Raw genomic sequence first — 23,187 nt, 5'->3', positions numbered from 1 at the left:
CCAGGCAACCACCAACACATCCCGCCGGATGTGAAGAACGCCAGGGCAGACGTCCTACGGGGCAGCCACACCCTTGAAACCAGGCCCAAGCCCGCGCCGTCGGCTACGTGTCGCAGATGCCGACCGAGAAGTCAACGCGGCCACCACGGCTTGCGCGGTCTGCGGGGTGAGCCCGGCGCTGACCTTCCCGGAGGCCAGGACCCGGGCATACGCGCCAGGGCCGTGCGCGTGGAGGGCGTCGGTGAGCGCGGCGGCCGCAGTCTCCGCCGGCCCGGCGCCCCAGCTGTCGTCGGTCTGTTGCGTCTGCCTGGGGAGAGAGCCGTGTCGGTCGAGGAGGACGGACAGGGCCTGAGCCTCGGGCGCGTCCAGGGTCACGGTCACCAGCGCGGCTCCGAGCTGGTGAACGCGACACCGGACCAGGCCGTGACCGGCGAGCGCCTGGCGCAGCGCCGTACTTGTCCCGGCTGTCGCTCTGCCGCCGACGGCCTCGCCGGTTCCGGTCCCGGCCTGGTCGGCGCGCTCGACAACGGCGGCCGCCGCGACCGGCACGACGGCGAGGATCTCCGCGCACTCCGGATCGAGCTGGGCCAGGGCACCGGCCAAGACCTCAAGGGCAGCGGCCACGTCCTCCACCGCGCTCGTACTCCACCGCGACGGGTCGGAGGCGTCAGCCAACGCGCACGCCGCAACGACGGCCTCCTCCGCCAGCACCTCCACCTTGCCCGGCTCGGTAGTCAGCTTCATGTCCCGCCCAACGAGGTGTGGTCGCGCGCGACCTTGCGCGCTGATCAACATAATGACGTCCGCCGGCCCACTCCACCGACACGGCGCTCGCGGACCGCGCGGGTCACGGAGCCATGAGGATGCCGTGCGTGCCGATGCGACACCAGACCACGTGCGGATCGCCAGGGCGACGCGCGGCCCCGTACTTCCCAAGTGGGGCGCTGCAGGGCCGGTGCCCGCGGACCAGGTGAGCTCGTAGGAGCCGGGCGCGCCTGACGCGGAAGTGGCCGGTGTGCCGGTCCTCGACGAAGGCTGTCACGGCGGGGCGGGAGCGGTGGCGCTGTAGGGCGGCAACTTCTGGAAGCCCTCGAGTACGATGCTCGCCAGCACGGGATGACCGAGACGATCCTGGAGACCGGCGCCAGCAACCTCGCCGCGCTCACGCTCTACACACCCGCTGCGGGTACGCCCTGGCTGCTCCCTACGTCCCCGGCCGCGCCCCTCGGATCAACCGAGCGCTGCGCAAGACACCGGGGCCGTCGACCGAAAGACGGTAGTCCGGCAGCACAGCGCTCCCCCAACCTCCGAGGCGGCACGCCTGCATGCAGGCGGCAGCGAGTCCGTAACCCGTGCTTGATACTCCTCCTGGCCCTCGCCGACGATCCGTTCGACGACTCAGCAGTGACCCTCACGTGCCGCTGCACGATCGGGTGATCCTCGGCGGGAAACAGAGATTTGTCCCGCAGGCCCTGTGAAGCATGAGGGCCATGCTTGAACACCTGCATCGTCGTACGGCACTCCTCGCGGCAGTCTCTGCCCTTGCCGGGGTCGCGCTCACTGCCGCCCCCACAACCGCCATCGCGGCCACCCCTCACACCCACGCTTCTGCTGGCCAGGTCCCAGCCATTCGAGAGCTCCCGGAACCGCCTGACGCTACGAAGGCCCGCGAACTGCTCGCGGGACTCGTCGTGGCCGATGAGGCGGACGTTCCCGGCTACTCCCGGGCGAAGTTCCCGCACTGGATCACCCAGCACGGCACCTGCGACACCCGCGAGGTCGTGCTCCAGCGCGACGGCGAGGATGTCGTTCAGGACGATCAGTGCCGCGCTACCAGCGGGACTTGGTATTCGGAGTACGACGGGCGGACCATCAATTCGGCCTCCGGTATCGACATCGACCACATCGTCCCGCTCAAGGAAGCCTGGAGGTCAGGGGCGTCCAAGTGGACGACGGACGAACGACGAGCCTTCGCGAACGACTTGGTCCATTCACAGCTGATTGCGGTGTCGGCGGGCAGCAACCAGTCGAAGGGCGACAAAGACCCGGCCGCTTGGCGGCCACCTCTGGAGTCGTACCACTGCACCTACAGCCGCGCCTGGATCAGCGTGAAGGCCGAGTACGCACTCACCGCCAACCCCGCCGAGGCCGACGCCCTGTCCCAGATGCTCGACACCTGCAACACCTAACCCTTTCAGGCGAAGCGCCCGGCGACCGAGCAGGAACACAGCCCGGGAGGCCGCCTGAGCGTCGGACGGTGACGCCCGGCCCCGACCCGCCGCAGGGACAGGGGAAATGGTCACCCCGCCCGGCCGCTGTCCCTGAGGCGACCCCATCACCCCCAGCCCGCGCTTCACCACACCGAGTCCGAACCAGACAGAGGGGCGCATCGTGACCCGCACCATCACCGCACCGGCCCGCTACGGCATCCTCCGCAGCACCATCACGGCGATCGCCCTCGCCGCGTTTCTCATCCCGGCCGCCCAGGCCCAGGCGACCGCCGGATGCGCACCCCACACCACCGGAACGTGCAGGGCCGGCAGCCCGCACCCGGCCGACGCGACGGCCCAGTGCAAGGACGGAACATACAGCTACTCGAAGACGTTCCGCGGCACCTGTAGCGGTCACGGTGGCGTCCGCTACTGGTACAAGTAGAAAACGAAGAGGGCGGGCTCTGGAGCGGCGCACACTCCAGCGCCCGCCGCGCTCCGTCGGACTGCCCGGCAAAGTGTTGTCGTCCAACGCGTTCCTGACTGCCTGTCGGGTCCGTCGATGGCGGCGGCCGCGCCGCATACCTTGAGTGTCCTGTCCGGGTCGCCTCGCTCTCTCCGATGCAGAGGGCCGCCGCCGTCCACGGCCATGCTTCCAGCAGGCTGCGATGCCGGAGCAGTTGAAAGGCCGCACCGACCGATCCTGCGACGTGGACACGCTCGCAGAAGATCCTCACCCCGCTCGTCTCAGGGCCCGGTGAGGATGTCGTGGGTGCCGATGCGGCGCCAGATCACGTGTGGATCGTCGCGTATCCGCTCTGTCCCGTACGACCACGTCGCCCGGCCGTTGCCCGCCCAGGTGAGTTCGTAGACGCCAGGGGAGCAGCGGACGCGCTTGATGCGGAGGCCGGCGCGGAAGCGGCCGGTGCGCAGGTCCTCGACGAAGGCCGTCACGGTCTGGCGGAAGCGGCGGCGCTGTTCCGGGGTGAGGCGGTCCAGGTCGTTGTTGAAGCGGGTCATGGTCTCGTAGGTCGGCACGGCGGTCCTCCAGGCAGCAAGAAGCCCCCGGCGTTGCCGGGGGCGGAGAGTCGGTGACGTGGTGCAGGGCGCGGGCGTCTATGGCCGCCGGGTGGGGGAGAGGTACGCAGATGTGCGCTGGTTGACGGTGAAGTCCTCTACTGGCGGTTTCCGGTGTTGGTGAGGCGCGTGTGACTGGCTGCCGCGCAGCATTTACATGGCCCTGGTGGTGTCCGCCGGACGGGCACGGTGGTGCCACGGATGCCCGCCGGGCGGGACCGGGCGTGAAGTTCCGGTGAACTCTCCCGCCTCACGGGATCGTGCTTTTTCGCAGGTCAGAGCCGGTGTGTGCTGTGGGGATGCTGAGTGTCGCGAAGATCCAGAGGCGTAACGCGTGGCGGTACTACATACGCGGAGTCGCGGTCGGGGACGGCCGCCGCCCGGCCGGCCAGTCGTTGAAGGACGCCCAGGAGATGGCCGGTCTCCCACCGGGACGGTGGCTGGGGCGCGGTCTGCGTGCGCTCGGGCTCACCGAAGGCGCGGAGGTGTCCGAGCGCCAGCTGGAGCTGCTGTTCGGCGAGGGCCGGCACCCGGACGCCGACCGCATCGAGCGCGGCCTCCTGGACGACGGCGTCGACGCGGCCACGGCCCGCCGGCTGACCGTGCTGGGGCAGCCGATCGAGGAGATCGAGGCGCGGGGCCAGACGCCGCTGCTCGGCATGGACTTCACCTTCCGGCCGCAGGCGTCGCTGGTCGTGCTGTGGGCACTGGGCGACGCCACCGTGCGCCGGGTCATCGAGCGCGCCCACGAGCGGGCCGTCGCCAGGGCGCTGCGCTGGGTCGAGGACGAGGTCGCGGAGACCCGGTGGGCGTCGGGCCGCGGCCGCGCGAAGACGCCCGCGCTCGTGGTCGCAGCCTTCCGGCACGTCGACAACCGCGACGGGCTGCCGCTCCTGCACGAGCACTGCCTGATCCTCAACCGCGTCCAGCGCCTGGGCGCCGACGGCGATCCGGTCTGGGGTGCTCTGGACACCTACCGCCTCTACCAGAACGTGGTGGCCGCCGGGACGCTCTACACCCTGGCGATGACGACCGAGGTGTGCGAGACGCTCGGGCTGGCGACCGTGCCGCGCGAGGTCACGCCGGGCCTGCGGCCGGTCATGGAGATCGCCGGAGTGCCCGAGGACCTCCTCAACTGGTCGGCGTCCCGCCGCCAGCGCATCGAGGACGCCCTGGAAGTGCTCACCGACCAGTACGTGAAGGACCACGGGCACCTGCCCGGCGAGCGTGGCCGTCACGGCCTGGGTTGGTGGGCGGCGCAGGAGACCCGGCCCGCGAAGAAGAAGCCGAAGCCGCTCGCGCAGCTGCTCGCGTGGTGGCGCGCCTCCGCGATCCTCCGCTTCGGACGGCAGCTCATCGACAGCCTTCTGGACAGGTGCCGGGCCGCGGGAGCGGCGATCCGGGCGCGGGTGGATCCTGCCGTGGACGTGGCGCTCGCCGCCGTCGACGTCGCCGCGGTCGTCTTCACCGTGCGCGAGAAGTTCTCCCGGCGCCACGTCCTGGCCGAAGCGCGCCGGCACCTGCTGGAGACGCTGCGCGGCCGCGAGTTCACCCGTGGCCTGGACGACTACATCGCCCACCGGGCCCTGCTCCGGTACTCCCGCCGTCACACGGTCACGAAGCCCGGCCGGGAAGCGCCGGCGGCGGACCGGATGACCTACACCGCAGACTTCCCCCTGCCGCACCGGTGGTGGATCGCCCCCGCCCAAGGCACACCACCACGGGAGTCCAGCCGCTACGAGCGCGCCCGGGTCGCCAGCCTCGCCGTGCAGAACGCGATCCGCGACGCCCGCATCCGAGCCGACACCGCCACTGCCTTCGAGGCGACGACCTCGGCCTCCTCCGCACCCGCCGATCACCGCGACATCCAGGGCGAGACGGCGTCCGCTCCCCACGCCGTTGACCACCCGGGCCGGGACGCCGCCCCGACCCCGGCGCAGCGGGCCGCAGCCGTCCAGGCCCATCAGCAGGCCGCGATGCCCGAGGAGTATCTGGAGGGCCGCACGACCGACCCGGCGACGTGGCTGCGCACACCGAAGAACCTGGACCGGCTCGCCGCCTTCACCCGCGCCGCCGACACCCGCCGCCGCGCCATGGAGGACCGGCCGAAGCCCGAGCAGCCGGCTGACGCGGTCAAGCCCACCGACCAGCAGCAGCACCACGCGAACCGGCCCGACCAGGGCAGGGGAGCAGGCCGCAACCAGTGAGGGACGGCAACCGGCCAGCGGGTGGCCGATCTGCGACTTCACCCGCGAGGCCCGGCGGTTCGGACTGAGAATCGGGGACGTTGGCACCCGGCACGGGAGGAACCTTGACCGACCTGCACGAACCGCTGGAACCGCTGGAGAGCTACCCCGACGAACTGCCCCCGCCCCGCCAGCGCGGCGACGTGAACCTGGTGGGCCTGCTCAGCCTCGCTGACGACCTCGCCCGCAGCCTGGCGGCGCTGAAGATCCGGGTTCAGCCCCACGACCCGAAGACCTCGCTCGTCAGCCCCGAGAAGGCACGCGAGAACACAGAGAAGGAAGTCGACCGCCTCCTGGGCACGGCCGTCTACCTCCAGCGCCACGCCCACGCCGCGATGCTCGGGCGGTGCGTCCTGGGCGCGGACTCCAAGGAGGACTGCTCCACCGAGGGCGCCAACCTCCAGTTCAACGTCTGGGACGACACCACGCGCCGGGACATCGTCGAAGACGGCACCACCGGCTGCGTCGCCCACACCGTCGAAGCCGCCCGCCGGACCATGGCCGACCCCGCCACCCGCAAGATCCTCCTCGCCTTCGTCCGCGACGACGAAGGCACCGCCGTCGCCCGCGCCCTCGGACTCGGACCGGACGACACCGCCCAGTTCTTCGACCGCGGCCTGGTCCTACGCCCCGAGCACCGCCTCTCCTGACCCATCGCAGCCCGCATTGGAGTGCCACGTTGACCTTCGAGGCCCACGACTTGAACCTGTCCGACCCGACGACCGGATACCTGAACTTCGTCCTCTACACCGAGCCGCGCCTTGGCGTCGTCGCGTCGTCGCTGAACGCCGAGCTGGACATCGAGGCGCAGCAGACCGTGACACCGCACTTCCAGGAGTGGCTGAGCAGGCTGGAGCGCTGCGAGCCGAACGCGATGCACTGCACGCTGGTGACGCCCACGAAGATCCCATCCCTGTTCCACCCGTGCGTGGAGGAAGACAAGAACAGCCCGGCGGCCTTCGCTGGAACGGGCTGTCACTGTCGCCGGACCTTCTACGACCCCGAGTTCGGGCTGCCCGTCGTGGGTGAGCACCGCAAGCTCCGAGGCGAGGGAGGCACGGACCAGTGGAGCTACACGACGTATGCCCCGCTCGAACTGCGCCCTGACGACATCTTCAGCAGCTTCCACACCGGCCGCGGCCTGTTCTGGGCCCGGACCGACAAGGGGCTCCTGTCGATCCTGCCGCAGAAGCACGGCGTCGGATACAACATCGGCTACAGCGGCGGGGGCCCGCACGCCCTGGCCGCCTACCTCACCCAGATCGCCCGCAACGGCGGAGGCACCACGCCCGCCGGCACCCCGTACGAGGATGCGGATCCGGCGATCGTCGCCTGGACGCAGAGCAAGGTGGCGGACCGTGGCACGAACGAGCTGTCGCTGGGCGACCTCCAGGCCATGCTGGAGAGCTGACCGCCGTACGACCCGACGCCCATGGACCAGATGTCCGTGGGCGTCTGCGTGTGCGCAGACGATCGACCCGGCCGGGACCGGTCGGCGGAACGGACGGAGAAGTCACCGGGCCAGATGCCGGGACGCGGCCCGAATGCTTGCCCTGAAGGCGGGGGAGAGCGGCGAGGGTGCGGGGAGCGACCCAGCAGAAGCAGGAGGCCCCATGGTCGAACCGACCTCGCCGCATCTCTCGCCGGAGCAACGCGAGCGCCTGGAGCAGCTCGCCGAAGCGTCCCGGCTGCGCGTCGCGGAGGTGTCCCGGCCTCCGAAGCCGCCTCCGGTCCGGCGCCGCTCTCGCTCACGACAGTTCCCCAGTGGTCGGCCGAACCCGTGGCGCACCGCACGGGGGCTGCCGCCAGGGGTGAGTGGCCACGGTGGACTCCATCGCGCGCCCTGTCGTGGACCGCTGGCCGGACCGGAGTGGAGCCCACCCGGAGAGTGGAAAGCACCGTGGAGCGCATCAGGTGGACTCCACTCGGTGCGCTCCATCCGGTGGGGGAGTGCAGGACATCCCGGCATCCGGCGCGCGGGCGGTTCATCGACCGCACCGACGCACCGCACGGGAGTGGCCGCCACTCCGCACGCTCCACCCAATGCGTGTACAGAGGGTGACGGTGCATCGGGTGCGGTGCACTCGATGCACCCCCCCCTTGACCGGGTGTGCCGCCGGATTCCACCCAGCCCATCTGGTGGAAAGCGACCCTTGTCCGCCCATGAGTTTCGGCGTGATCTTCGACGTTTCCCCTTGACACACTCCGCTACCACCACGGAGACACCCCGCACCGTGCCCTTGATGCCCGGTGCGGGAGGGGAGATCTCTCCCTCCCGGCGCACCGCGCACCGTCACCGTCCGTACGGGCGGTGTGTGGTGCGGAGGATGCCGTGCATCGCCGCATCGCGGTGCGGTCCATCGGGTGGAAGTGCACGACATCGTCCGCACCGAGTGGAGAGTGGAGGCCATCGCGAAGCGCACCAGGTGCAGGTGGAGTCCACTCGGTGCGCTCCACCGGGTGGGGAAGTGCGTTCCATCGCGCGCAACTCAACGCACCATGCACGCGCGGGCGGCGCAGGTTCTCCTTGGCCGACAGCAGCCCGAGTACGGCGTGCTCCTGGTGGTGGGCGTGCCAGCGTTCCGCCAGGGCCCGGTCGGTGAACAGGGCCAGCCCCCGCGCCGTCTCTGCGGTCAGGTCGACGGCATCGAAGCCGCCGGCGGCCTGGACGAACTCCAGCGCGATGTCGTGGAAGCGCGGGCCGCGGAAGTAGGAGACGTGCGTGTCGTCGGGGGCCAGAGCCTGGCCGCTCTCGTCGGACACGAGCGTGTGGGACGCCTTGCGGGATTCGTAGTAGGTGTTGGCCTGCGGCTGGATCTCGGTGCGCATCGCGGCCAGCACGCGCTGCCGGTGGGCGGGTGCGTCCAGGCACTTCTGGTACGAGAAGGCGACCTTGCTGCCGTCGACCAGGACCGCTTCCGGGCCTTTGTGGTGACCGCGCGGGGTGGGGATGATCCGGAAGCGGTCCACCCCCGGGCCGACCTTCTCCGCCGCGTCGGGGTGCATGTCCAGCAGGTCCCGCAACAGCAGGTCGTCGTCCTCCTGGTCGACGTCCTGCCCGAGGCTGTAGCGGCCCAGGATCGCCTGCACCGCTTCCTGTCGGGCCTTCTTCGTCGCGTAGCGGCGCGGGCCGATCCAGACGTCGGGCACGTTGGGCTCCTCTGCCAAGCGGGTGACGGGAGCGCTCACGCTAGAGCACGATCCCCGGTCCGGACGGAGCTTCGCTCTTGCTGTCAGCCTGCCGGGGGACAGGGAGCCGATCGTGATGCCGCTCACGGACAAAACAGGAGGACATGGGGGTGGTCAAGGAGGAATCGGACACCCGCTGCTGTTGATCGTCAGGCGACGGTCAAGGGGTGGCTTCACACGGTGGCCCCGGCCCGTGCGCACATCCGCGTACGAGCCGGACGACTGCCGACCCGGCCCGCAGGCCGGAGGAAACCGAGGACACCGTGCCCGCCGATCTCACGCCCGACCCCGCCCACGACCACCACACCGCCCGTGGCCGCCGGCCTTCCGAGGACGTCGACCAGGTCCCGCAGGCCCCCTCCATGGGCCCCTCCATCGCCCCCTCCACGGCCAATTCGCCCGCCGGGCGCGTCTCCGCAGGTCAGCCCCCGAAGTCAAGGGCAGGCGACGCGTTCGACAACCCTTCTAAGCCCCTGAAGCAGACATGGAAGCCGACCCACACCAGGAAGAAGGAAGTGCTGACGGCTCTGGGGATCTTCCAGAGGGCTACCGCTGACCACCTGTGGCGGATGCTCCGGCCCGGCGACCGGCACGACCGGTGCACGAGGGACACCCTCAACGCCCTCAAGGGCGAGGGGAAGGTCCGCGTGGAGACACGACTGGAGTCGGGACACCAGCTATGGGTGCTGACCGAGCGAGGTCACAAGGAAGCCAAGCAGCTGCTCCCGAAGAGCGCGCGGATGTCCGTGCCGCGCAAGCTCCAGTACGACGACGACGGAGAGCCGGTCGACGGCGATGGCTACGACGAACACGCCGCCGCCGTCACTTCGACCGCAGCCGTGCTCACCGGAGCCGGGTTCGGCACACCGCTGTCCTGGCAGACCGAGATCGCCCACCGCCTCCCGTACGGATACACCCAGTACGCCGACCTGACGATGCGCGCCCCGGACGCCGGAGTGCCCGCGATGCTCCTGGAGGTCGATCGCGTCACCGAGCCCGTCGACGACCTGGTGGACAAGCTGCGCCGCTACAGCGACTGGTTCGAGCTCCTGGCGCCGAAGGCCGACGCGGACCAGGAGAAGGCGGCCCGGCGGCGGGGCGCGGCGGTGCACGACTTCCGGCTGTGGTCGCGGATCTACCCGGCCACGGGCCGCGAGGGGTACGTGCCGGTGGCGTTCGTGTTCACCGGGAAGACCGCCGCGCAGCGCGAGAGCCGGATGCAGCGCCTGGAGCAGGCCACGCGCCGCTACTTCGCCGGCACCCCGTACCCGTGGGCTGGGTTCACGGCCGTCGACTACCACCAGGCGGTGCCCGTGGTCGTGACCGAGCTGGAGCGGATCACTGCCGACCCGGCCGGGGCAGCGGGCCGGGTGTGGCGCAGGCTTGGGCGCGAGGAGTGGCAGACGCTGAGCGAGGCCCTGGACAACCCGGACGGTGAGCGGCTCTACCGGGTGGAGCTCCAAGAGGCCCGTCGGCGGCAGGCGGAACGCAAGGCGGCGGAGCGTGAGGCGCAGCGGCCCGTGTGTGCCCGGTGCGGGACGAAGTTCACCGACGAACGCTGGCAGTCGGTGGCGCAGACCTCATGGCGGGGCCCCGGGGACAGCCTGTGCGGGCCGTGCCGCCAGGCGGACATCGACCGGGCGGAGGCTGAGCGCGTTGCGCAGCGCGAGGCGGAGGAAGCAGAGGAGCGGGAAGCGGCCGAAGCGGAGGCGAAGAAGAATCGCGGCCTGTTCGGGCGTCGCCGGTAGGTGCGGGCAAGCCCAAAGGCAGCCTGGGCAAGCCACCCTCGGATGGAGGCTTGCCCACCCCGGCCGGGATGGGCTGAGGTGGGCAAGCCGGGCCGGGCATCACGGCCTCGGACCGGGGAAGGGGACGCGGTGCGCGGATTCGAGACGGGCCAGACGGTCGTACGGCGTGATGTCCACCGCTCCGGCCGGGTGTGGAGCGAGCTGGCCCTGCGGGTCGTCGCCGACACCGGCGAGGCGCTGGTGACCGCCTGCGTGCCCGGCGCGCAGGCCCGGTGGCCCGCCCTGTACGCCAAGGCCCGCGCGCAGGAGGACCGCTCGGTGCGCACGGAAGCGTTCGACGCGATGGCGACGGGGGAGTGGGAGCTCGCGGCTGGGGTGTGGCAGGAGACGGAACTGCTGCTGTGGAAGCCGCCCACCTCCTGGTTCAGCGTCAACGCCTTCTTCGTGCCCGACGGGGACGGGCGCCGGCTGCGGAACTGGTACGTGAACTTCGAGCACCCCACCCGCCGCACCGAGGACGGGTTCGACACCCTCGACCTCACCGTGGACCTGGTCGTCGCGCCCGACCTGACCGGCTGGGAGTGGAAGGACGAAGACGAGTACGCGCACGTGCGGCGCCTCGGCATCGTCTCCGACACCGAGCACCAGGCCGTCGAAGCCGCTCGCGGCGAGGTCTTGGCGATGCTCACCGAACGCTCCGGCGTCTTTGCACAGACGGAGCGGTGGGCGGCCTGGCGGTGGGAGCCCGCCTGGCCCACGCCGTGCCTGCCCTTGGCCGTGACGGCGACGCAGGGGTTGCACCGGAGGGAGGCTGGACAGTTGCCCGGAGGGTTGCTCACGGCGGGGGACCGAAGGTGTGACCGGGAGTAGGAGCCCGGCAAAACGGACACTGCCCGTTGTTCCTGGTCAGCCCCACTGGGCAAGCCTGGTCGCGCCGACGACACCTCTTACCTACGCGTAGCCGAAGGGAAGAGGCCATGTTCCAGGCCGGGGCGGCCGGAGAGCGCCTTGCCCACTGTCACCGCCGGGCGAAAGGATCGACACGACACGTCACGACCGAGGGGGAAGTACACGGTGAGCAACAAGCTGCTGGCGCCAGACGGATGGCTCGTGCTGGGACTGCCCTGGCCGGAGCAGACCCAGGACGGCTGGGGCGAGTGCGCGGTGGCCATCGCCCCGGCTATGATCCCGCGTGACCTCGTCAGTAAGAGCGCCGGCATCGCGCTCGATCTCGCGACCGGCCTGGCCCGCGACCCGAAGGACGGGCCCGGCAAAGCCGTCTTCTTCTCCGACGTCACCCTCTGGCTCGACAAGCAGGGCAAGGACTGGGCGGACTTCGGAGCCGACTACGAAGCCGTCATCGACGAACTCATCAAGGCGCCGGTCCCGCAGCTCTACATGACACTCGTGCAGAAGGCCCATGCCATCCTGTGCGACGCCAGCCGCGACGGGGTGCGCCTCTACTACCCCGGCGGCCAAGTCGAGCACGTCACCCCACAGGTCCGCGCCGACGTCCACGCCGCGATCACCACGAGCCTGGAGCGGGACTGGCCGCCCTACATCCAGGGCCTCATCGACCGCGGCGCCCTCCAGACCCAGTAGCACCGCATCGCTCCCGCCTCGGGCCCGGCCACCCCGGCCGGGCCCGACGCCGTCTCCGCACCCCCGTTGTCGGTGCTGGCTGGAAGGCTGGTCGGATGAACGGTGACGAGCAGCTGCTGACCGGTCGCGTCTACGGTGCGGACCACGACGACCCGAACCCCGGCCCGCTCCCGTACCGGACCTACGCCGAACTGGTCGGCGGCCCGCTGGACGGCCTGCTGCTCGACATCCACGGCTGGCGCACCGAGGAAGTTGACGACGGCGTCGCCCTGACCACCGAGCTGTCGCACTGGCCCGGCGGCCGGGCCCTGTACGACCCGCAGCCCGGCGAACCCCGCACACCCGGCCCCGGCATCAGCTGCCGCCTCCGCTACTCCGGCGACACACCCTGACCCCGACCGCCGGCCCCGCCGCCCGGCCCGCCCTCGGTCAGCTGGGCGGCGGTGTTCTCGATCCACAGCAGCGTCCACTCGACTCCGGCCCGCCACCCGGGCTCCGCGCTGTCGTACCGGCCTTCGGCGTCGGCGCGGATGTTGGCGGCAAGGGCGCGCAGATCCTTCTGCAGTCCCTGCCGCTTGGCCGCGTCCATGGCCTGGATCATCTCGTCGGTGATATCACCGGGTCGCAGTGCGCTCATCGCCCCACCCTGGACGACCGACCCCGCGCAAGGCCACCCCTGCCCCTGCCTCGTGCGAAGGGCCTCGCGGCAAAGCCCTGGTCACCGCGTGATCCCCCGTGGCAGGCTCGTGACCTTCCAGGCGGAGGGAGCGAGAAGATAAAGAACGGCTTCGCGGAGACGCCGGGCGAACTGTGCCCGGACTGCACAGCGGGCCCCGCCCGGGAGAACGTCCGCGTCGCGGGCGGCACGCCGTACGAGATCTGGCACACCTCCGACTGCTCGGAGTGGACCGTCATGCAGATCAGCTTGGAGGCAGGCTCCCGGCGCATCAAGGAACAGGACGCGTGGGCCAAGGAGCTCTTCCCGACTGTGCACGGGCGGCTGAAGCAGGCTGCCGAAACCCTGCCGCCGGACAGCCCCGCCCAGCCGTTCGCCGACGCTCTGACCGAGCTGGTCCAGGCGCAGGCCGACACCACCGGCTTCGTGGTCCTGCACCGGTGGGTGGAGATCCTGGAGCGCCACTTCCCGCCCCAACTGCCGGACCCTGAGCACACCACCGAGTAGCTGCGGCCGCAGGGGTCCGGAGCGGTCAGGCGGCGTCGCCGTCGCCGGCCGGAAGCTGAGGCTGGCGGATCCGCTCACGTTCGACCTCGGCAGCGATGACCGCGCGCTGCGTCTCGCCGCGCTGCTCGATGGCCGTCCGCTCCGTCGCGCCGCGCTGCTCGATGTGCGCCTTTGCCACCCGCCCGGCCACCGTGACCGCCGTGGCGACGGGCAAGGCCGTGACCAGGATGCCCGGCCAGGCGGAGCCGGTGAGAGAGTCGCCCGGCTGGAAGTCGGTCGGCGGAACATCAGGCTCGTCTGTACTCATAGCCCTCATAGTCCGGCCCTCGCACCCCTGTTGACCAGCACAGTCACCCGTACGGCCCACAGGGGGCGGTCAGGAGTCGGTGATGTGGTCGAACTCGATGGACGTCGCCGCTCGGGCAGCTTGCGGCGAAGACCGTCCATCGCCTTCTTCACGTCCCCGAGATGGTCGCCCAGCACCCGCATACGCCAGTCCAGGCGCTCCATCCGGGCAGCGGCCGCCAACGACGCGAACGTCTGCGCCATCTGCGCCGCGCCCGCCTCGCCCGCCAACGCCTTCTTGACGTACCGGGCGGCCATCGCCTCGTACTGCTTCGCGCGCTCCACCGCAGCCTTGAACTCGGGCGCGTCGTCGTCGTGTTCGGTCATGCAGCCCCTCCCAGGTTGATCTCTCCTCACCGTTGTACCGACCGCGGCTCACAGTCGGGGCGTCTGCGGATTTTCGGGCCGGAAAGTTGTCCACAGATCGCAGCTCAGGGCCCACTTTTCGCCGCGCTCTATCCACAGGCCAGCCGCTTTACGGTTCGTGTCCGCTTCCAGGTGTGAGGTGCCGGGACGCAGATCGAAAGGGCACGGCCATGGCACAGACGAAGTTCGACAAGCAGCTGGAGAAGGAAGCTGACTCCCTCGCGCGCGGAATCGGCAGGGTCCTGGCCGGCCGGGACCTGGACGGGGTGAAGCGCACCGACGCCACGTTCTGGCGCGCGGGCACCCGGGTCCTGCCGAAGGTGGAGGGCAAGGTCCGGCGCCGCTCCTACAAGCCCGGGTGGCACCGGCTGTCCTTCCGCCTCGCCCTCGGTGCGGGCGTCGCGGAGAGCGGCTACCTGGCCACCCAGGACCTGGACGCCACCGTGCAGACCGTTCAGGAGCTGTGGGAGAACCGGGAGGCGGCGCTCGCCGCGCTGGAGCCCGGCGGGATCGGCGCGGCCTCCGTCCTGACCGTGGGCAGCGCCGCGTACATGGTCCTCACCCGTGAGCGCCGGGAGCTGATGCGCGAGTGGGTCCAGCCGCTGCACGACGCGATCCACCGGCCGCTCGGCCTGGCGGAGCAGACCGACCCGCGCCGCTACCTCCACGTCCCGAAGAACTTCAGCGACGACGACGCGGAGATACGCATCGACCTGCCCCGGCATCTGGGCTTCTCCCGCGACGTCGTCGCCGACCTCATCACTCAGAAGCTCGCCCTGGAGGGCGTGACGTTCGACTGGCACCCCGAGGGCCGCAAGCCGTACGTGCGGGTGAAGAAGACCCGCAAGCCTCCGGCGAAGGTCCTCTTCAAGGACCCCAAGACGCGGGAGCTGGTGGCCAAGGCCAAGGAGTCCGCGCCGATCATCGGGTTCGGTGCCGGCGGGCAGATCGTCTCCGTCGACCTGGACGCGGAGTCCCCGCACATCCTGGTCAACGCCTCCACTGGCGGCGGCAAGTCGGTGACCCTGCGGTGCATCGCTTGCCAGATGCTCCACCACGGCTCGCTCGTCGTCGTCCTGGACACCAAGCGGATCTCCCACCCGTGGGCCCACGGCATCGACGGCGTCACCTACTGCCGCGACGTCGCCGACATCCACGACCAGCTCATCGCCCTCGGCCTGGAAGTCCGGCGCCGTACCCGCGTCGCCGACGACCTGGGCATCGACGCCGACCCGAAGGCCATCGGCCCGCGGCTGCTGATCCTCCTCGAAGAGGTCAACGCCACGATGAAGATGCTGGCCCGCTACTGGGAGAAGATCCGCGAGTCCGGCGACCCGAAGGGCTCCCCGGCCATCGACGCGCTCAACGAGATCCTCTACACGGGCCGCCAGCTGCGCATGCACGTCCTCCTGGTCGCGCAGTCCGCCACCGCCCGCGCCCTCGGTGGGCCCGAGGTCCGCGAGCAGTTCTCCACGCGCATCCTCGCCAAGTACAGCGTCAATGCCTGGCGGATGCTCGCCCCCGAGGTCCATCCGGCGCCGAAGTCCACCAAGCACCGCGGCCGCGCCCAGGTCGTCTCGGGCGGGTCCGCGCGCGAGACGCAGGTCCTGTTCTTCACCGAGCCCGAAGCCCGCGAGTGGGCTACCACCGGCAAGACGGCCGCCGACGGCTCCGCCCCGGTCCCGGTGCAGCTGCACAAGCCGCCCGCCGACACCCCGCCCAGCACGGGCGAGCTCCCGCCCGTCTCCGAACCGCCCGCGGACGAAGGCCGGTCCGCTGACGCCCGGAACCCGGCTCCCCCGTCCGGCGAGCTCGCGGCCGACGCCACGGCACCGCCGCCGGCGACCCCGGTCCCGGCCGTGGTCGACGAGGACCAGGCGGTGGGGCTCCGCGAGGCCGCCGAACACCACCTGCCCGGCATCACCCTGGCTGCGCTGCGCTTCGCCCGCGCTAACGACCCGACCTTCCCCGGCCCGGCAGGCAAGCGCGGCGCCGAACTCCTCTACCGCGTCGGCGACCTCAAGAGGTGGGCCCGCAACCGGCCCCGCGCCGCCACCGGCACCACCGACCTCGACTGACCCCCGACGACCGGGTCGGAAATCCGACCCGCCGCCCACCAATCCGGACCTGTCCGCTTTCGCCGACACGATCCCCCCGGCCCTGGAGAACGCCCGGTTCACCAGGCACCACACAGAACAGGAACACCGTCACCATGACGAAGACCGCGCTCCCGACGATGCTCAGCTTCTCCGCCCCCGACCTGCGCGAGCAGATAGAGGCCCTGCCCGAAGGGACCGCCCTCATCGGCATCAGCACCGACGGCCGCGCCATCGCCGTCGACCTGGACGCCGAATGCCCGCACGTCCTGGTCTGCACCGCCAGCGGCGGCGGCAGCACCACCCTGCTGCGCTCCCTGACCGCCCAGTTTCTCCACCAGGGCGCGCACGCCCTGGTCCTCGACCCCAAGCGGATCTCCCACTTGTGGGCGAAGGGCCTGCCGACCGTGACCCACCGCGGGAACGTCGCCGGCATCCACGACGCCTTGGTCGGCCTCGGAGACGAGATGGCGCGCCGCCTCACCCTCACCGACACCGAGCTCGACGCCGCGCCCCGGCTCATCGTCTCCATGGACAGCGCCCCCAGTGCGCTGCGCCAGCTCACCCGCTACTGGGAGACGTTCCGCAGCAAGGACGACCCGCGCATGTCCCCGGCCGTCTCCGCCCTCGAGGCCGCGCTGTACACCGGGCGCGCGGCCCGCGTCCACGTCATCCTCGACGGCACGCCCTCCACCAGCATCCTCGGGGCGGCGCCGCACGAGATGTTCGGCACGGTGATCCTGGCCCGGGTCACGACCACCACCTGGCAGCGCCTCGCCCCGCTCGCCGGCCCGGCCCCGAAGTCGAGCAGGCACCGGGGTCGCGGGCACGTCATCCAGCACGGCGAGGTTCACGAGACGCAGACGATCTGGATGACCGACGCCGACGTCGTCACCTGGCTCACCGACCCGGACGACACCCAGAGCTGACCGAGCGCCGGACACGCCACGGGCCCCGGGGGAATCAGCCTTGACATCCCCGGGGCCCGGAATGGGTTCACGCTGTCCAACGACCGCGCGTCTCCAGCGTCACGCGGTGGCCGGCTCCGGCACTTCGAGTGCGTCCGCGACCCGACGGGCCATCGCGGCCACCTCCGGCGGGAACCGGTCCAGCGACCCGAGGTCGTCGCACAGCTTGGCCCGCAGCCCGTGCAGGCACGCCATCGTGAACAGCACCTCCGGGCTGTCCTCGGGCTGCTGCGCGCCCTCCGCCTCGCGCTGCCCGCGGCCGTACAGCATCCGCACCGTCCCGAGCTCGCTGGCGTCGGCGGGCGCCGTCTGACCGAGCAGGCCCGCCAGGTGCGCCCGGTCGTCCTCCTGCGGACCGTCGGCTCGACTCTGCTGCTGGCTGAGTTGAAGGAAGCCGTTCAGGGTCTCCGGGTCCACGCCGTTCTGCTGGCAGTACGCGGCGATCAGCATGGCCACGCTGTTCATGGTGTCGGCCGCGTCGGTGGACCGGTACAGCGTCATCCGCTTCCAGTCCCGGGCGACGTCCGAGGCCGCGTAGCTCATGACCTCCTGGCAGCGCTCGACAGCCTCGTACACCATCTGGTTGACCGCGCGGCGCATCGGCTCGGGCATCGGGGTATGTTCCATGGCCGCACGCTAAAGGTGCCGCGCACCCGGAGTCCGCTGTCACGGCCACTCGCTCACCCGGACGCAGCAGCACCGGGCCGGACGGCAAGAGGCCCCAGCATGCCGGGGGCCTCGCCGGCGACGGCGGCTGGTCAGGGCAGGAAGTTCGCTGCCACTGGAGCGAGTCCATGCTCAGCGCGGCATCCGCGAGGGCCTTCGCGGACGGCGTCTTGAGCGAGGCGAGGCTGGTGTCGATCCAGTTCTGGGTGAGGCTGTAGCCCTGCTCCCGGTACTCCACCGCCTGAACCAGGCATTCGAGCTTGTCGGCGTCGCGGGCAACGATCGCCTCCGGCGTCTCGCCGGCCTCAGAACCCTTCTCACGGAGATGGCCGGCCCCATGGACGGGGACCGGCCGACGCTCAGGGAGTACGGGTTCAGCCGCGGCGGAGCTCTCCGCGGACGATGCCACCGACGAAGGCGTCGTACTCGGAGTCGGTGAACAGGTGCGGTGCCTGGTGGGGATTTTTCGAGTCGCGCAGCGCCACGATGCCCTGGTCGAGGAAGGCGACCTGGACGCAGTTGGTCCCGCCGCTGCTCTCGCTGCTGGTCTGCCACTGGGCGTCACGCAGCTGGGACTCGACCCAGGCGGAGTCGAGTTCGTTCTTGTTCATTCAAGATCCTTGGCAATGGTGGTGAGAAAGGAAAGTGACGCCTTCTGCGAGAGGGCGTCAGATTTAAGCAGGTCACTGGTGGTGCGGTACACCTCAACCGCCGAGGGTTCGTTGAGGTGGAGGGAGGTGCGCAGGGACTCGATGCAGACGAGATCTCGTCCGTAGGGGAAGGACATGAGCATGAACGGGCCGTCCATCCCGGCGTGGGCGCCTGCCTTGTGCGGCAGGACCTGGATGGTGATGCTGGGCACGGTGCGGGCAAGGTCGGCCAGGTGGCATATCTGGGCGTGCATGGTCGGCCGGCCGCCGACTTCCTGGCGCAGCAGTCCTTCGGGGAGGACCGCCCAGATCTTGAGGGCCGGGTCGCGCTCGAGCATGCTCGCCTGATGTTCCTGGCGCATGGACACGAACTTGTCGATGTCCTCTGGGGTCTTCCAGGCCCGGCTTCCCTCAACCACGGCTCGTGAGTACTGCGGTGTCTGCAGCAGCCCGTGGATGGATGCCGGGTTGAACACGAACAGACTGCTGGCGCTCTCCACCAGGGAGAGATAGTCGCCGAGGGGGTCGTCGACGACGCCTTCGTAGCGCTGCTGCCAGTCCGCGTCGCCCGCCTTGCGGACCAGATCTCGCAGCCCTTCCCGTAGCCCGGGGTCGGTGATGGCGTACACCTCGAAGAAGTGCGGCAACTGCTGGATCTTGAGGCCCTGAACCCCCTTCTCGATCTTGCTGACCGTGGAGAAGGACTTGTACCCGAGCCGGCTTGCCGCCTCTTCCTGCGTCCATCCCAGCGCCTCGCGGATACGCCGGAGCTCTGCGCCCAGGCGCCGGCGTCTGGGCGTCGGTTCGACCGGCATGCCCACCCCCTTCCGTTTCGGCGCCAGAGTAGCGCCCGCTCCAGTTCGTGAATATGCCAACTCCCCCTGAAGGAAAGGCTTTCCTCCAGGACTACTTGTCGAACGGGAAGCTGAGCGTCACTATCGGACTCGGAGCTGCTGACGGTGATATCCCGATCACGCCACGTTTGCGGCGCTGCGGCTCCAGAATCTGGACACAACATCATTTGACCGGTTTCGGCTAACTGTTCCCTTCCATGTGGCCGTGACCCAGGACAGCGGGCCCGTGACGTGTCCGCACCCGACATCCCCCCTAGGAGTTGCCGTGCCCGAGAAGACCGTCAAGGACAAGGTGCTGTGCTACGTCGTGCGCGACGGGAAGCTGCTGGTCTTCCGTCACACCGACTACAGCTACGAGGAGGTCGGCATCCAGGTCCCGGCCGGCAGCATCCGCCCGGGGGAGACGCCGGAGGCCGCGGCGCTTCGGGAAGCGGGGGAGGAGACCGGCCTCAGCGACTTCAAGATCGTGCGAAAGCTCGGCGAGACCGAGTACGACATGAGCCCGTACCGGTTCGAGCTCCAGCGCCGGCACGTCTTCCACCTTGAGCTGACCGAGCCCACGCCGGAGCGGTGGGCCAGCCAGGAGGACCACGACGGGGTCGGCGAACCGACACGGTTCGAGTGCTTCTGGATCCCGCTGGAGGCCGCCCACGTGCTGCAGTCCGGCCAGGGCGCCCTGCTGGGACGCCTGTACGACTGAGGTCCGCTCGGATCACGGCCCCACCCCAGCCACCGGAGGCAGCCGATGAACCGCACGACCGACCAGCACGGACCGATCGAGATCGAGCAGCTGTACCGCGGCCTGGATGCCGAGGACGCCACCAGCGCCGTATCGGTGATTCTGAAGTTGCGCGGTGAGACCTGCGACATCGACTGCCTGTACTGCTACGAGAAGCGCAAGGAGGCCCCGGGAGGCGCCCGGATCGACGCCGGCCAGGTGCGCCGGCTCGCCGAGCTCTTCGCGGGGCGACCGCTCGCCGTGGAACTCCACGGCGGCGAGCCGCTGACGGCGGGCCGCGAGCACGTCGCCGAGGTACTGCGCGAGCTGGCCGCCCAGCCGAGCGTGGTGCGGGTCTCGATGCAGACCAACGGCGTGCTGCTGGATGCGAAGTGGCTGGACCTCTTCGACGCGGAGTACCCCGGCCTGCAGATCGGGATCTCCCTGGACGGGGACGCGAAGGGCAACGCGTGGCGGGTCGGGTACGACGGCAAGCCCGTCTACCCCCGCGTCGTCGCGGCCCTGCGCCTCCTGGCCGAGCGCGGCCGCAGGGCCGGGGTGATCGCGGCTGTCACCCCCGCCATCCTCGGCCGCGCCGAAGCCGTCCTGGACCATCTCGCCGACTTCGGAGCCGTCGACGCGATCAGCTTCGTGCCGTGCTTCGACACCGCCGTCCGGCGCCACACCGCCGCCTCCGGCCGCCGCGTCCCGGCGAGCCGACAGCTCCAGCAGGCGGCCGTCACCGCCGCGGGCGGGCCCGCCTGGGCGATCAGCCCGGACGCGTACGCCGAGTTCGTGCTCTCCGCCACCACCCACTGGATCCAGGCCGGGCACTTCACCCGCCTGAAGATGGAGCCGGCGGTCTCCACCATCCGGCGGCTGCGCGGGCTGGAATCGGGCTTCTGCCACTTCTCCGACCTCAAGTGCGACCACGTCTTCACGCTCTACCCGGACGGCCGGCTCGGAAGCTGCGACGAACTGCCCTGGCCGCAGGCCCAGCTCACCCGCCTCGACCAGGCCGCCGACCAGGTGGGCATCATCGCCGCACAACGGCGCCTTCCCCTGCTGAACCAGGGCAAGCACCTGATGGACCAGTGCACCACCTGCGACTACCGCACCTCGTGCGGCGGAGGGTGCATCGCCACCCGCTGGCGCTACGACAAAGCCGGGGACCAGGACGCCTACTGCGACTACCGGATGCGGATGATCGACGGCATCGCCGCCCTCCTCGCGCAGCCCGCCCACCCGGCCGGCGCCTGGTGCACCACCACCCGCTGGCGCCCCCGCACGCCGAACAGCATGCGCGACCTCGACTCCTTCCTCGCCCGCTGGAACAGCCCGGACGCGCCCCGCCCGCCAGTGCGGCTACACACCAGCGCGCACGGCAACATCAACACCGTCGGCCGGCCCGGCATTCACGAGGCCGACGACCTCGACCCGGCCCACCCTCAGTGGCACGCGGCGATCGAACCCGGCATCCGCCCCCTGGCCGACGCCGTCACCGACACGTGGGGCCTCGTCACCTACGACAGCTGCCAGGGCCACCCCTACAGCGGCCTCGACCTGGCGCCCGCCGAGCGGCGCATCGGCATCCTGCCGCGCGACCGCACGCAGTACGCCGAAGCCGCCGCGGCCCTGTGCCGCACGGCCACCGCGGCCGCGCCCGCTCTGCCCCCAGCCGTGCAGGTGACCGTCGGGCGCGCGGAACTCCAGTGCGAGAAGAGCGGGCGCACCGTCCCGGTCCTCGACCTGATCCTCCTGCCCGCCCCCGGGCACGACTGGCCGGCGTACTTCGCGGCCCTCGACAACGCCACGCACGCCCTGGCCCGCGCGCTCACCGACGAGCGGCCCACCGGCGACGGATGCGCCTGCCCCACACCCCGGCCCGTCGCGGCCGAGGCCCACGAGGCACTGACGTGACCACCACCCCGGACGCGCTGACGATCCACCAGCTCCTCGGACGCATCGTGTACTTCCACGCCCTGCACATCGCCCCCGAGCAGCGCCCCGACTTACCGCCCCAGCCCGGCCAGCCGTGCTGCAACCACCGCGCGGCCCCCGGCCGGCGCTCGACCGCCGAAGTCCTCACCGACTCGGCCTGGAACGCCCTCGTCGAGGTCGCGACCGCTCTTCCCGCCCACCACCGGCCCTGCCCGATCCCCTCCGGGAGCTGCTGCGCAACCTGCCGCATCACCGCGGCCGCCGCAGCGGTCGCCGGCGGATGGGCGACGACCGAACACCACGCCTACCGACACGGCGAACCGGCCGCACAGCTCGTGACGGACTGCCGGAACGCCGCGGCGGACCGCATCGCCAGGGTCTTCGCCGCCCAGCACAACGCCGCCTGCCCGGCGCTCGACGCCAGCCCCGCCCCACAGCCGCACACCCTGCCCGGAGCGGACACGTTGCCGCTCACGGGCGAACTGCTGGCCCTGTGGGCGGACCCGGGGACCACCACCCGCAACCCCGTGGCCAGTTGGCTCAACCACTGCACCGGCCTCGCCGACGTCCGCCGCGTGCTCGAATCGAGGAGGAGCACCACGTGATCCACATCGCTGAGACCGTCAGCACCGGCAGCATCGAGAACTTCCTCAACCCCGAGGAACGCGACCGGCTCGCCCTCGTGATGCGCACCGTCCTCACCTCCGACGAGCGCGGCCGCTTCGGCGAGCAGCGCACCCACTCCATCCACGAGATCCCCGGCCACTCCCCTCAGCAGGCCATGGCCGTGTACGAGCCGGCCGGGCGGGTGGAGATACCGAAGATCCCCACCGAGGCCGAGGACCTGCTCCAGGCCGCCTTCGACCGGGCCCGCCCGGCGCTGTCCCGCGTCATGCCCTCCATCACCACCTGCCGGCCATGGACCTACGTCGAGTACGGACCCGACCAGCACATCACCAGCCACCTCGACGGCATCGCCCCGGACCCGCTCGCCTGGCCGCGGCAGATCGCCGGGATCAGCGTGGTCATCAGCGAGGCGGAAGCCGGCGGCGCCTTCTACGTCGAGAGCTCCTCCAGCGACCGCCTGTGGAACAACCGCCTGGAACGTGACCCGGCCGACGGCTACGCCGGTGGCATGTGGCTCGCCCACGATGGCGCCGACCACTCCGCCGACTGGTTCACCGCGATGCCCCGCACCCGGTGGAGCGTCAGCCCGGCGCTCGGTACCGCCCTGCTGTACGGATCGCAACTCGCCCACGGCACCGAGCCGGTGACCAGCGGCCGGGTCGCGAAGTTCATCAGCTGGCTCATCGCCGAGAAGGACTGAA

Annotated in this window: 25 protein-coding genes and 1 pseudogene; 16 read left to right on the top strand and 10 right to left on the bottom strand. The window is 70.9% G+C overall.

Going from position 1 to position 23,187, the window contains the following annotated elements; genetic code table 11:
• Positions 1–54 precede the first annotated feature (54 nt).
• The gene (locus tag ACFC79_RS29975) at positions 55–744 is read right to left on the bottom strand and encodes a hypothetical protein (protein WP_376246458.1); all 690 of its coding nucleotides are present in this window, start codon (positions 742–744) and stop codon (positions 55–57) included.
• 746 nt (positions 745–1,490) lie between these two features.
• Between ACFC79_RS29975 and ACFC79_RS29970 the strand changes: the two genes are divergently transcribed.
• Complete coding sequence (locus ACFC79_RS29970; protein ID WP_376246455.1) at positions 1,491–2,189, top strand: HNH endonuclease family protein; 699 nt, start codon at positions 1,491–1,493, stop codon at positions 2,187–2,189.
• A gap of 202 nt (positions 2,190–2,391) precedes the next feature.
• Positions 2,392–2,655: a DUF3761 domain-containing protein gene (locus ACFC79_RS29965; RefSeq protein ID WP_376246452.1), complete on the top strand. Its 264-nt coding sequence runs from the start codon at positions 2,392–2,394 to the stop codon at positions 2,653–2,655.
• 302 nt (positions 2,656–2,957) lie between these two features.
• Here ACFC79_RS29965 and ACFC79_RS29960 read toward each other — a convergent pair whose 3' ends face one another.
• On the bottom strand, positions 2,958–3,248 hold the full coding sequence (locus ACFC79_RS29960; protein ID WP_376246449.1) for a hypothetical protein: 291 nt from the start codon (positions 3,246–3,248) through the stop codon (positions 2,958–2,960).
• A gap of 338 nt (positions 3,249–3,586) precedes the next feature.
• Here ACFC79_RS29960 and mobF point away from each other — a divergent pair, with 338 nt between their 5' ends.
• The 3 genes from mobF (at position 3,587) to ACFC79_RS29945 (ending at position 6,944) form a co-directional block, all read left to right on the top strand.
• Positions 3,587–5,494 (top strand): MobF family relaxase, encoded by a 1,908-nt coding sequence (gene mobF, locus ACFC79_RS29955; protein WP_376246446.1) that lies wholly within the window; start codon positions 3,587–3,589, stop codon positions 5,492–5,494.
• Positions 5,495–5,598: 104 nt separating this feature from the next.
• Positions 5,599–6,183 (top strand): hypothetical protein, encoded by a 585-nt coding sequence (locus ACFC79_RS29950; RefSeq protein WP_376246444.1) that lies wholly within the window; start codon positions 5,599–5,601, stop codon positions 6,181–6,183.
• Between the two features lie 29 nt (positions 6,184–6,212).
• Positions 6,213–6,944 carry a hypothetical protein gene (locus tag ACFC79_RS29945; RefSeq protein WP_376246441.1) on the top strand — a complete coding sequence of 244 codons (732 nt, stop codon included), beginning with the start codon at positions 6,213–6,215 and terminating at the stop codon, positions 6,942–6,944.
• A gap of 797 nt (positions 6,945–7,741) precedes the next feature.
• On the opposite strand, the gene ACFC79_RS29940 is transcribed toward ACFC79_RS29945, so the two are convergent.
• Positions 7,742–8,683: a DUF3223 domain-containing protein gene (locus ACFC79_RS29940; RefSeq protein WP_376246438.1), complete on the bottom strand. Its 942-nt coding sequence runs from the start codon at positions 8,681–8,683 to the stop codon at positions 7,742–7,744.
• Positions 8,684–8,985: 302 nt separating this feature from the next.
• Between ACFC79_RS29940 and ACFC79_RS29935 the strand changes: the two genes are divergently transcribed.
• The 4 genes from ACFC79_RS29935 (at position 8,986) to ACFC79_RS29920 (ending at position 12,464) form a co-directional block, all read left to right on the top strand.
• The gene (locus ACFC79_RS29935; RefSeq protein ID WP_376246436.1) at positions 8,986–10,470 is read left to right on the top strand and encodes a replication-relaxation family protein; all 1,485 of its coding nucleotides are present in this window, start codon (positions 8,986–8,988) and stop codon (positions 10,468–10,470) included.
• Positions 10,471–10,599: 129 nt separating this feature from the next.
• On the top strand, positions 10,600–11,340 hold the full coding sequence (locus ACFC79_RS29930) for a DUF402 domain-containing protein (protein WP_376246434.1): 741 nt from the start codon (positions 10,600–10,602) through the stop codon (positions 11,338–11,340).
• Between the two features lie 204 nt (positions 11,341–11,544).
• On the top strand, positions 11,545–12,072 hold the full coding sequence (locus tag ACFC79_RS29925; protein WP_376246432.1) for a hypothetical protein: 528 nt from the start codon (positions 11,545–11,547) through the stop codon (positions 12,070–12,072).
• Between the two features lie 95 nt (positions 12,073–12,167).
• A complete protein-coding gene (locus ACFC79_RS29920; protein ID WP_376246429.1) occupies positions 12,168–12,464 on the top strand; it encodes a hypothetical protein in 297 nt (98 codons plus the stop codon).
• On the opposite strand, the gene ACFC79_RS29915 is transcribed toward ACFC79_RS29920, so the two are convergent.
• A complete protein-coding gene (locus tag ACFC79_RS29915) occupies positions 12,443–12,709 on the bottom strand; it encodes a hypothetical protein (RefSeq protein WP_376246426.1) in 267 nt (88 codons plus the stop codon). The genes ACFC79_RS29920 and ACFC79_RS29915 overlap by 22 nt on opposite strands.
• 276 nt (positions 12,710–12,985) lie before the next feature.
• Between ACFC79_RS29915 and ACFC79_RS29910 the strand changes: the two genes are divergently transcribed.
• Positions 12,986–13,255 (top strand): hypothetical protein, encoded by a 270-nt coding sequence (locus ACFC79_RS29910; protein WP_376246423.1) that lies wholly within the window; start codon positions 12,986–12,988, stop codon positions 13,253–13,255.
• A gap of 25 nt (positions 13,256–13,280) precedes the next feature.
• On the opposite strand, the gene ACFC79_RS29905 is transcribed toward ACFC79_RS29910, so the two are convergent.
• Both ACFC79_RS29905 and ACFC79_RS29900 read right to left on the bottom strand, forming a co-directional pair.
• Positions 13,281–13,562, bottom strand: coding sequence for a hypothetical protein (locus ACFC79_RS29905; protein WP_376246420.1), 282 nt, complete (start codon positions 13,560–13,562; stop codon positions 13,281–13,283).
• Between the two features lie 5 nt (positions 13,563–13,567).
• The gene (locus tag ACFC79_RS29900; protein ID WP_376246418.1) at positions 13,568–13,927 is read right to left on the bottom strand and encodes a hypothetical protein; all 360 of its coding nucleotides are present in this window, start codon (positions 13,925–13,927) and stop codon (positions 13,568–13,570) included.
• A 209-nt stretch (positions 13,928–14,136) separates the two neighbouring features.
• Here ACFC79_RS29900 and ACFC79_RS29895 point away from each other — a divergent pair, with 209 nt between their 5' ends.
• Positions 14,137–16,044 carry a helicase HerA domain-containing protein gene (locus ACFC79_RS29895; RefSeq protein ID WP_376246416.1) on the top strand — a complete coding sequence of 636 codons (1,908 nt, stop codon included), beginning with the start codon at positions 14,137–14,139 and terminating at the stop codon, positions 16,042–16,044.
• A gap of 134 nt (positions 16,045–16,178) precedes the next feature.
• On the top strand, positions 16,179–16,991 hold the full coding sequence (locus ACFC79_RS29890) for a hypothetical protein (RefSeq protein ID WP_376246413.1): 813 nt from the start codon (positions 16,179–16,181) through the stop codon (positions 16,989–16,991).
• 99 nt (positions 16,992–17,090) lie between these two features.
• On the opposite strand, the gene ACFC79_RS29885 is transcribed toward ACFC79_RS29890, so the two are convergent.
• The 4 genes and pseudogenes from ACFC79_RS29885 to ACFC79_RS29870 all read right to left on the bottom strand — a co-directional run bounded on the left by ACFC79_RS29885 (position 17,091) and on the right by ACFC79_RS29870 (position 19,161).
• On the bottom strand, positions 17,091–17,657 hold the full coding sequence (locus tag ACFC79_RS29885) for a hypothetical protein (protein ID WP_376246411.1): 567 nt from the start codon (positions 17,655–17,657) through the stop codon (positions 17,091–17,093).
• Positions 17,658–17,799: 142 nt separating this feature from the next.
• A pseudogene (locus ACFC79_RS29880) lies at positions 17,800–18,003 on the bottom strand (HAD family hydrolase); the annotation flags it as partial.
• A gap of 67 nt (positions 18,004–18,070) precedes the next feature.
• Positions 18,071–18,307, bottom strand: coding sequence for a DUF397 domain-containing protein (locus tag ACFC79_RS29875; RefSeq protein ID WP_376246408.1), 237 nt, complete (start codon positions 18,305–18,307; stop codon positions 18,071–18,073).
• Positions 18,304–19,161 (bottom strand): helix-turn-helix domain-containing protein, encoded by an 858-nt coding sequence (locus ACFC79_RS29870; RefSeq protein ID WP_376246406.1) that lies wholly within the window; start codon positions 19,159–19,161, stop codon positions 18,304–18,306. Before ACFC79_RS29870 ends, ACFC79_RS29875 begins: the two co-directional genes overlap by 4 nt.
• A gap of 304 nt (positions 19,162–19,465) precedes the next feature.
• On the opposite strand from ACFC79_RS29870, the gene ACFC79_RS29865 reads away from it, so the two are divergent.
• The 4 genes from ACFC79_RS29865 to ACFC79_RS29850 are packed head-to-tail and all read left to right on the top strand — an operon-like array spanning position 19,466 to position 23,186.
• Positions 19,466–19,900 (top strand): NUDIX domain-containing protein, encoded by a 435-nt coding sequence (locus ACFC79_RS29865; protein WP_376246404.1) that lies wholly within the window; start codon positions 19,466–19,468, stop codon positions 19,898–19,900.
• A 45-nt stretch (positions 19,901–19,945) separates the two neighbouring features.
• Positions 19,946–21,838: a radical SAM protein gene (locus tag ACFC79_RS29860; RefSeq protein WP_376246401.1), complete on the top strand. Its 1,893-nt coding sequence runs from the start codon at positions 19,946–19,948 to the stop codon at positions 21,836–21,838.
• Positions 21,835–22,464, top strand: coding sequence for a hypothetical protein (locus tag ACFC79_RS29855; RefSeq protein WP_376246398.1), 630 nt, complete (start codon positions 21,835–21,837; stop codon positions 22,462–22,464). Before ACFC79_RS29860 ends, ACFC79_RS29855 begins: the two co-directional genes overlap by 4 nt.
• Positions 22,461–23,186: a hypothetical protein gene (locus ACFC79_RS29850; protein WP_376246395.1), complete on the top strand. Its 726-nt coding sequence runs from the start codon at positions 22,461–22,463 to the stop codon at positions 23,184–23,186. The genes ACFC79_RS29855 and ACFC79_RS29850 overlap by 4 nt, the downstream gene beginning before the upstream one ends.
• The last annotated feature ends 1 nt before the right edge of the window (position 23,187 follow it).

The organism is Streptomyces sp. NPDC056061, from assembly GCF_042266885.1.
Lineage (GTDB): Bacteria > Actinomycetota > Actinomycetes > Streptomycetales > Streptomycetaceae > Streptomyces.
The sequence above is the reverse complement of the archived record's forward strand: the minus strand, read 5'-3'. Positions and strand labels throughout refer to the sequence as shown.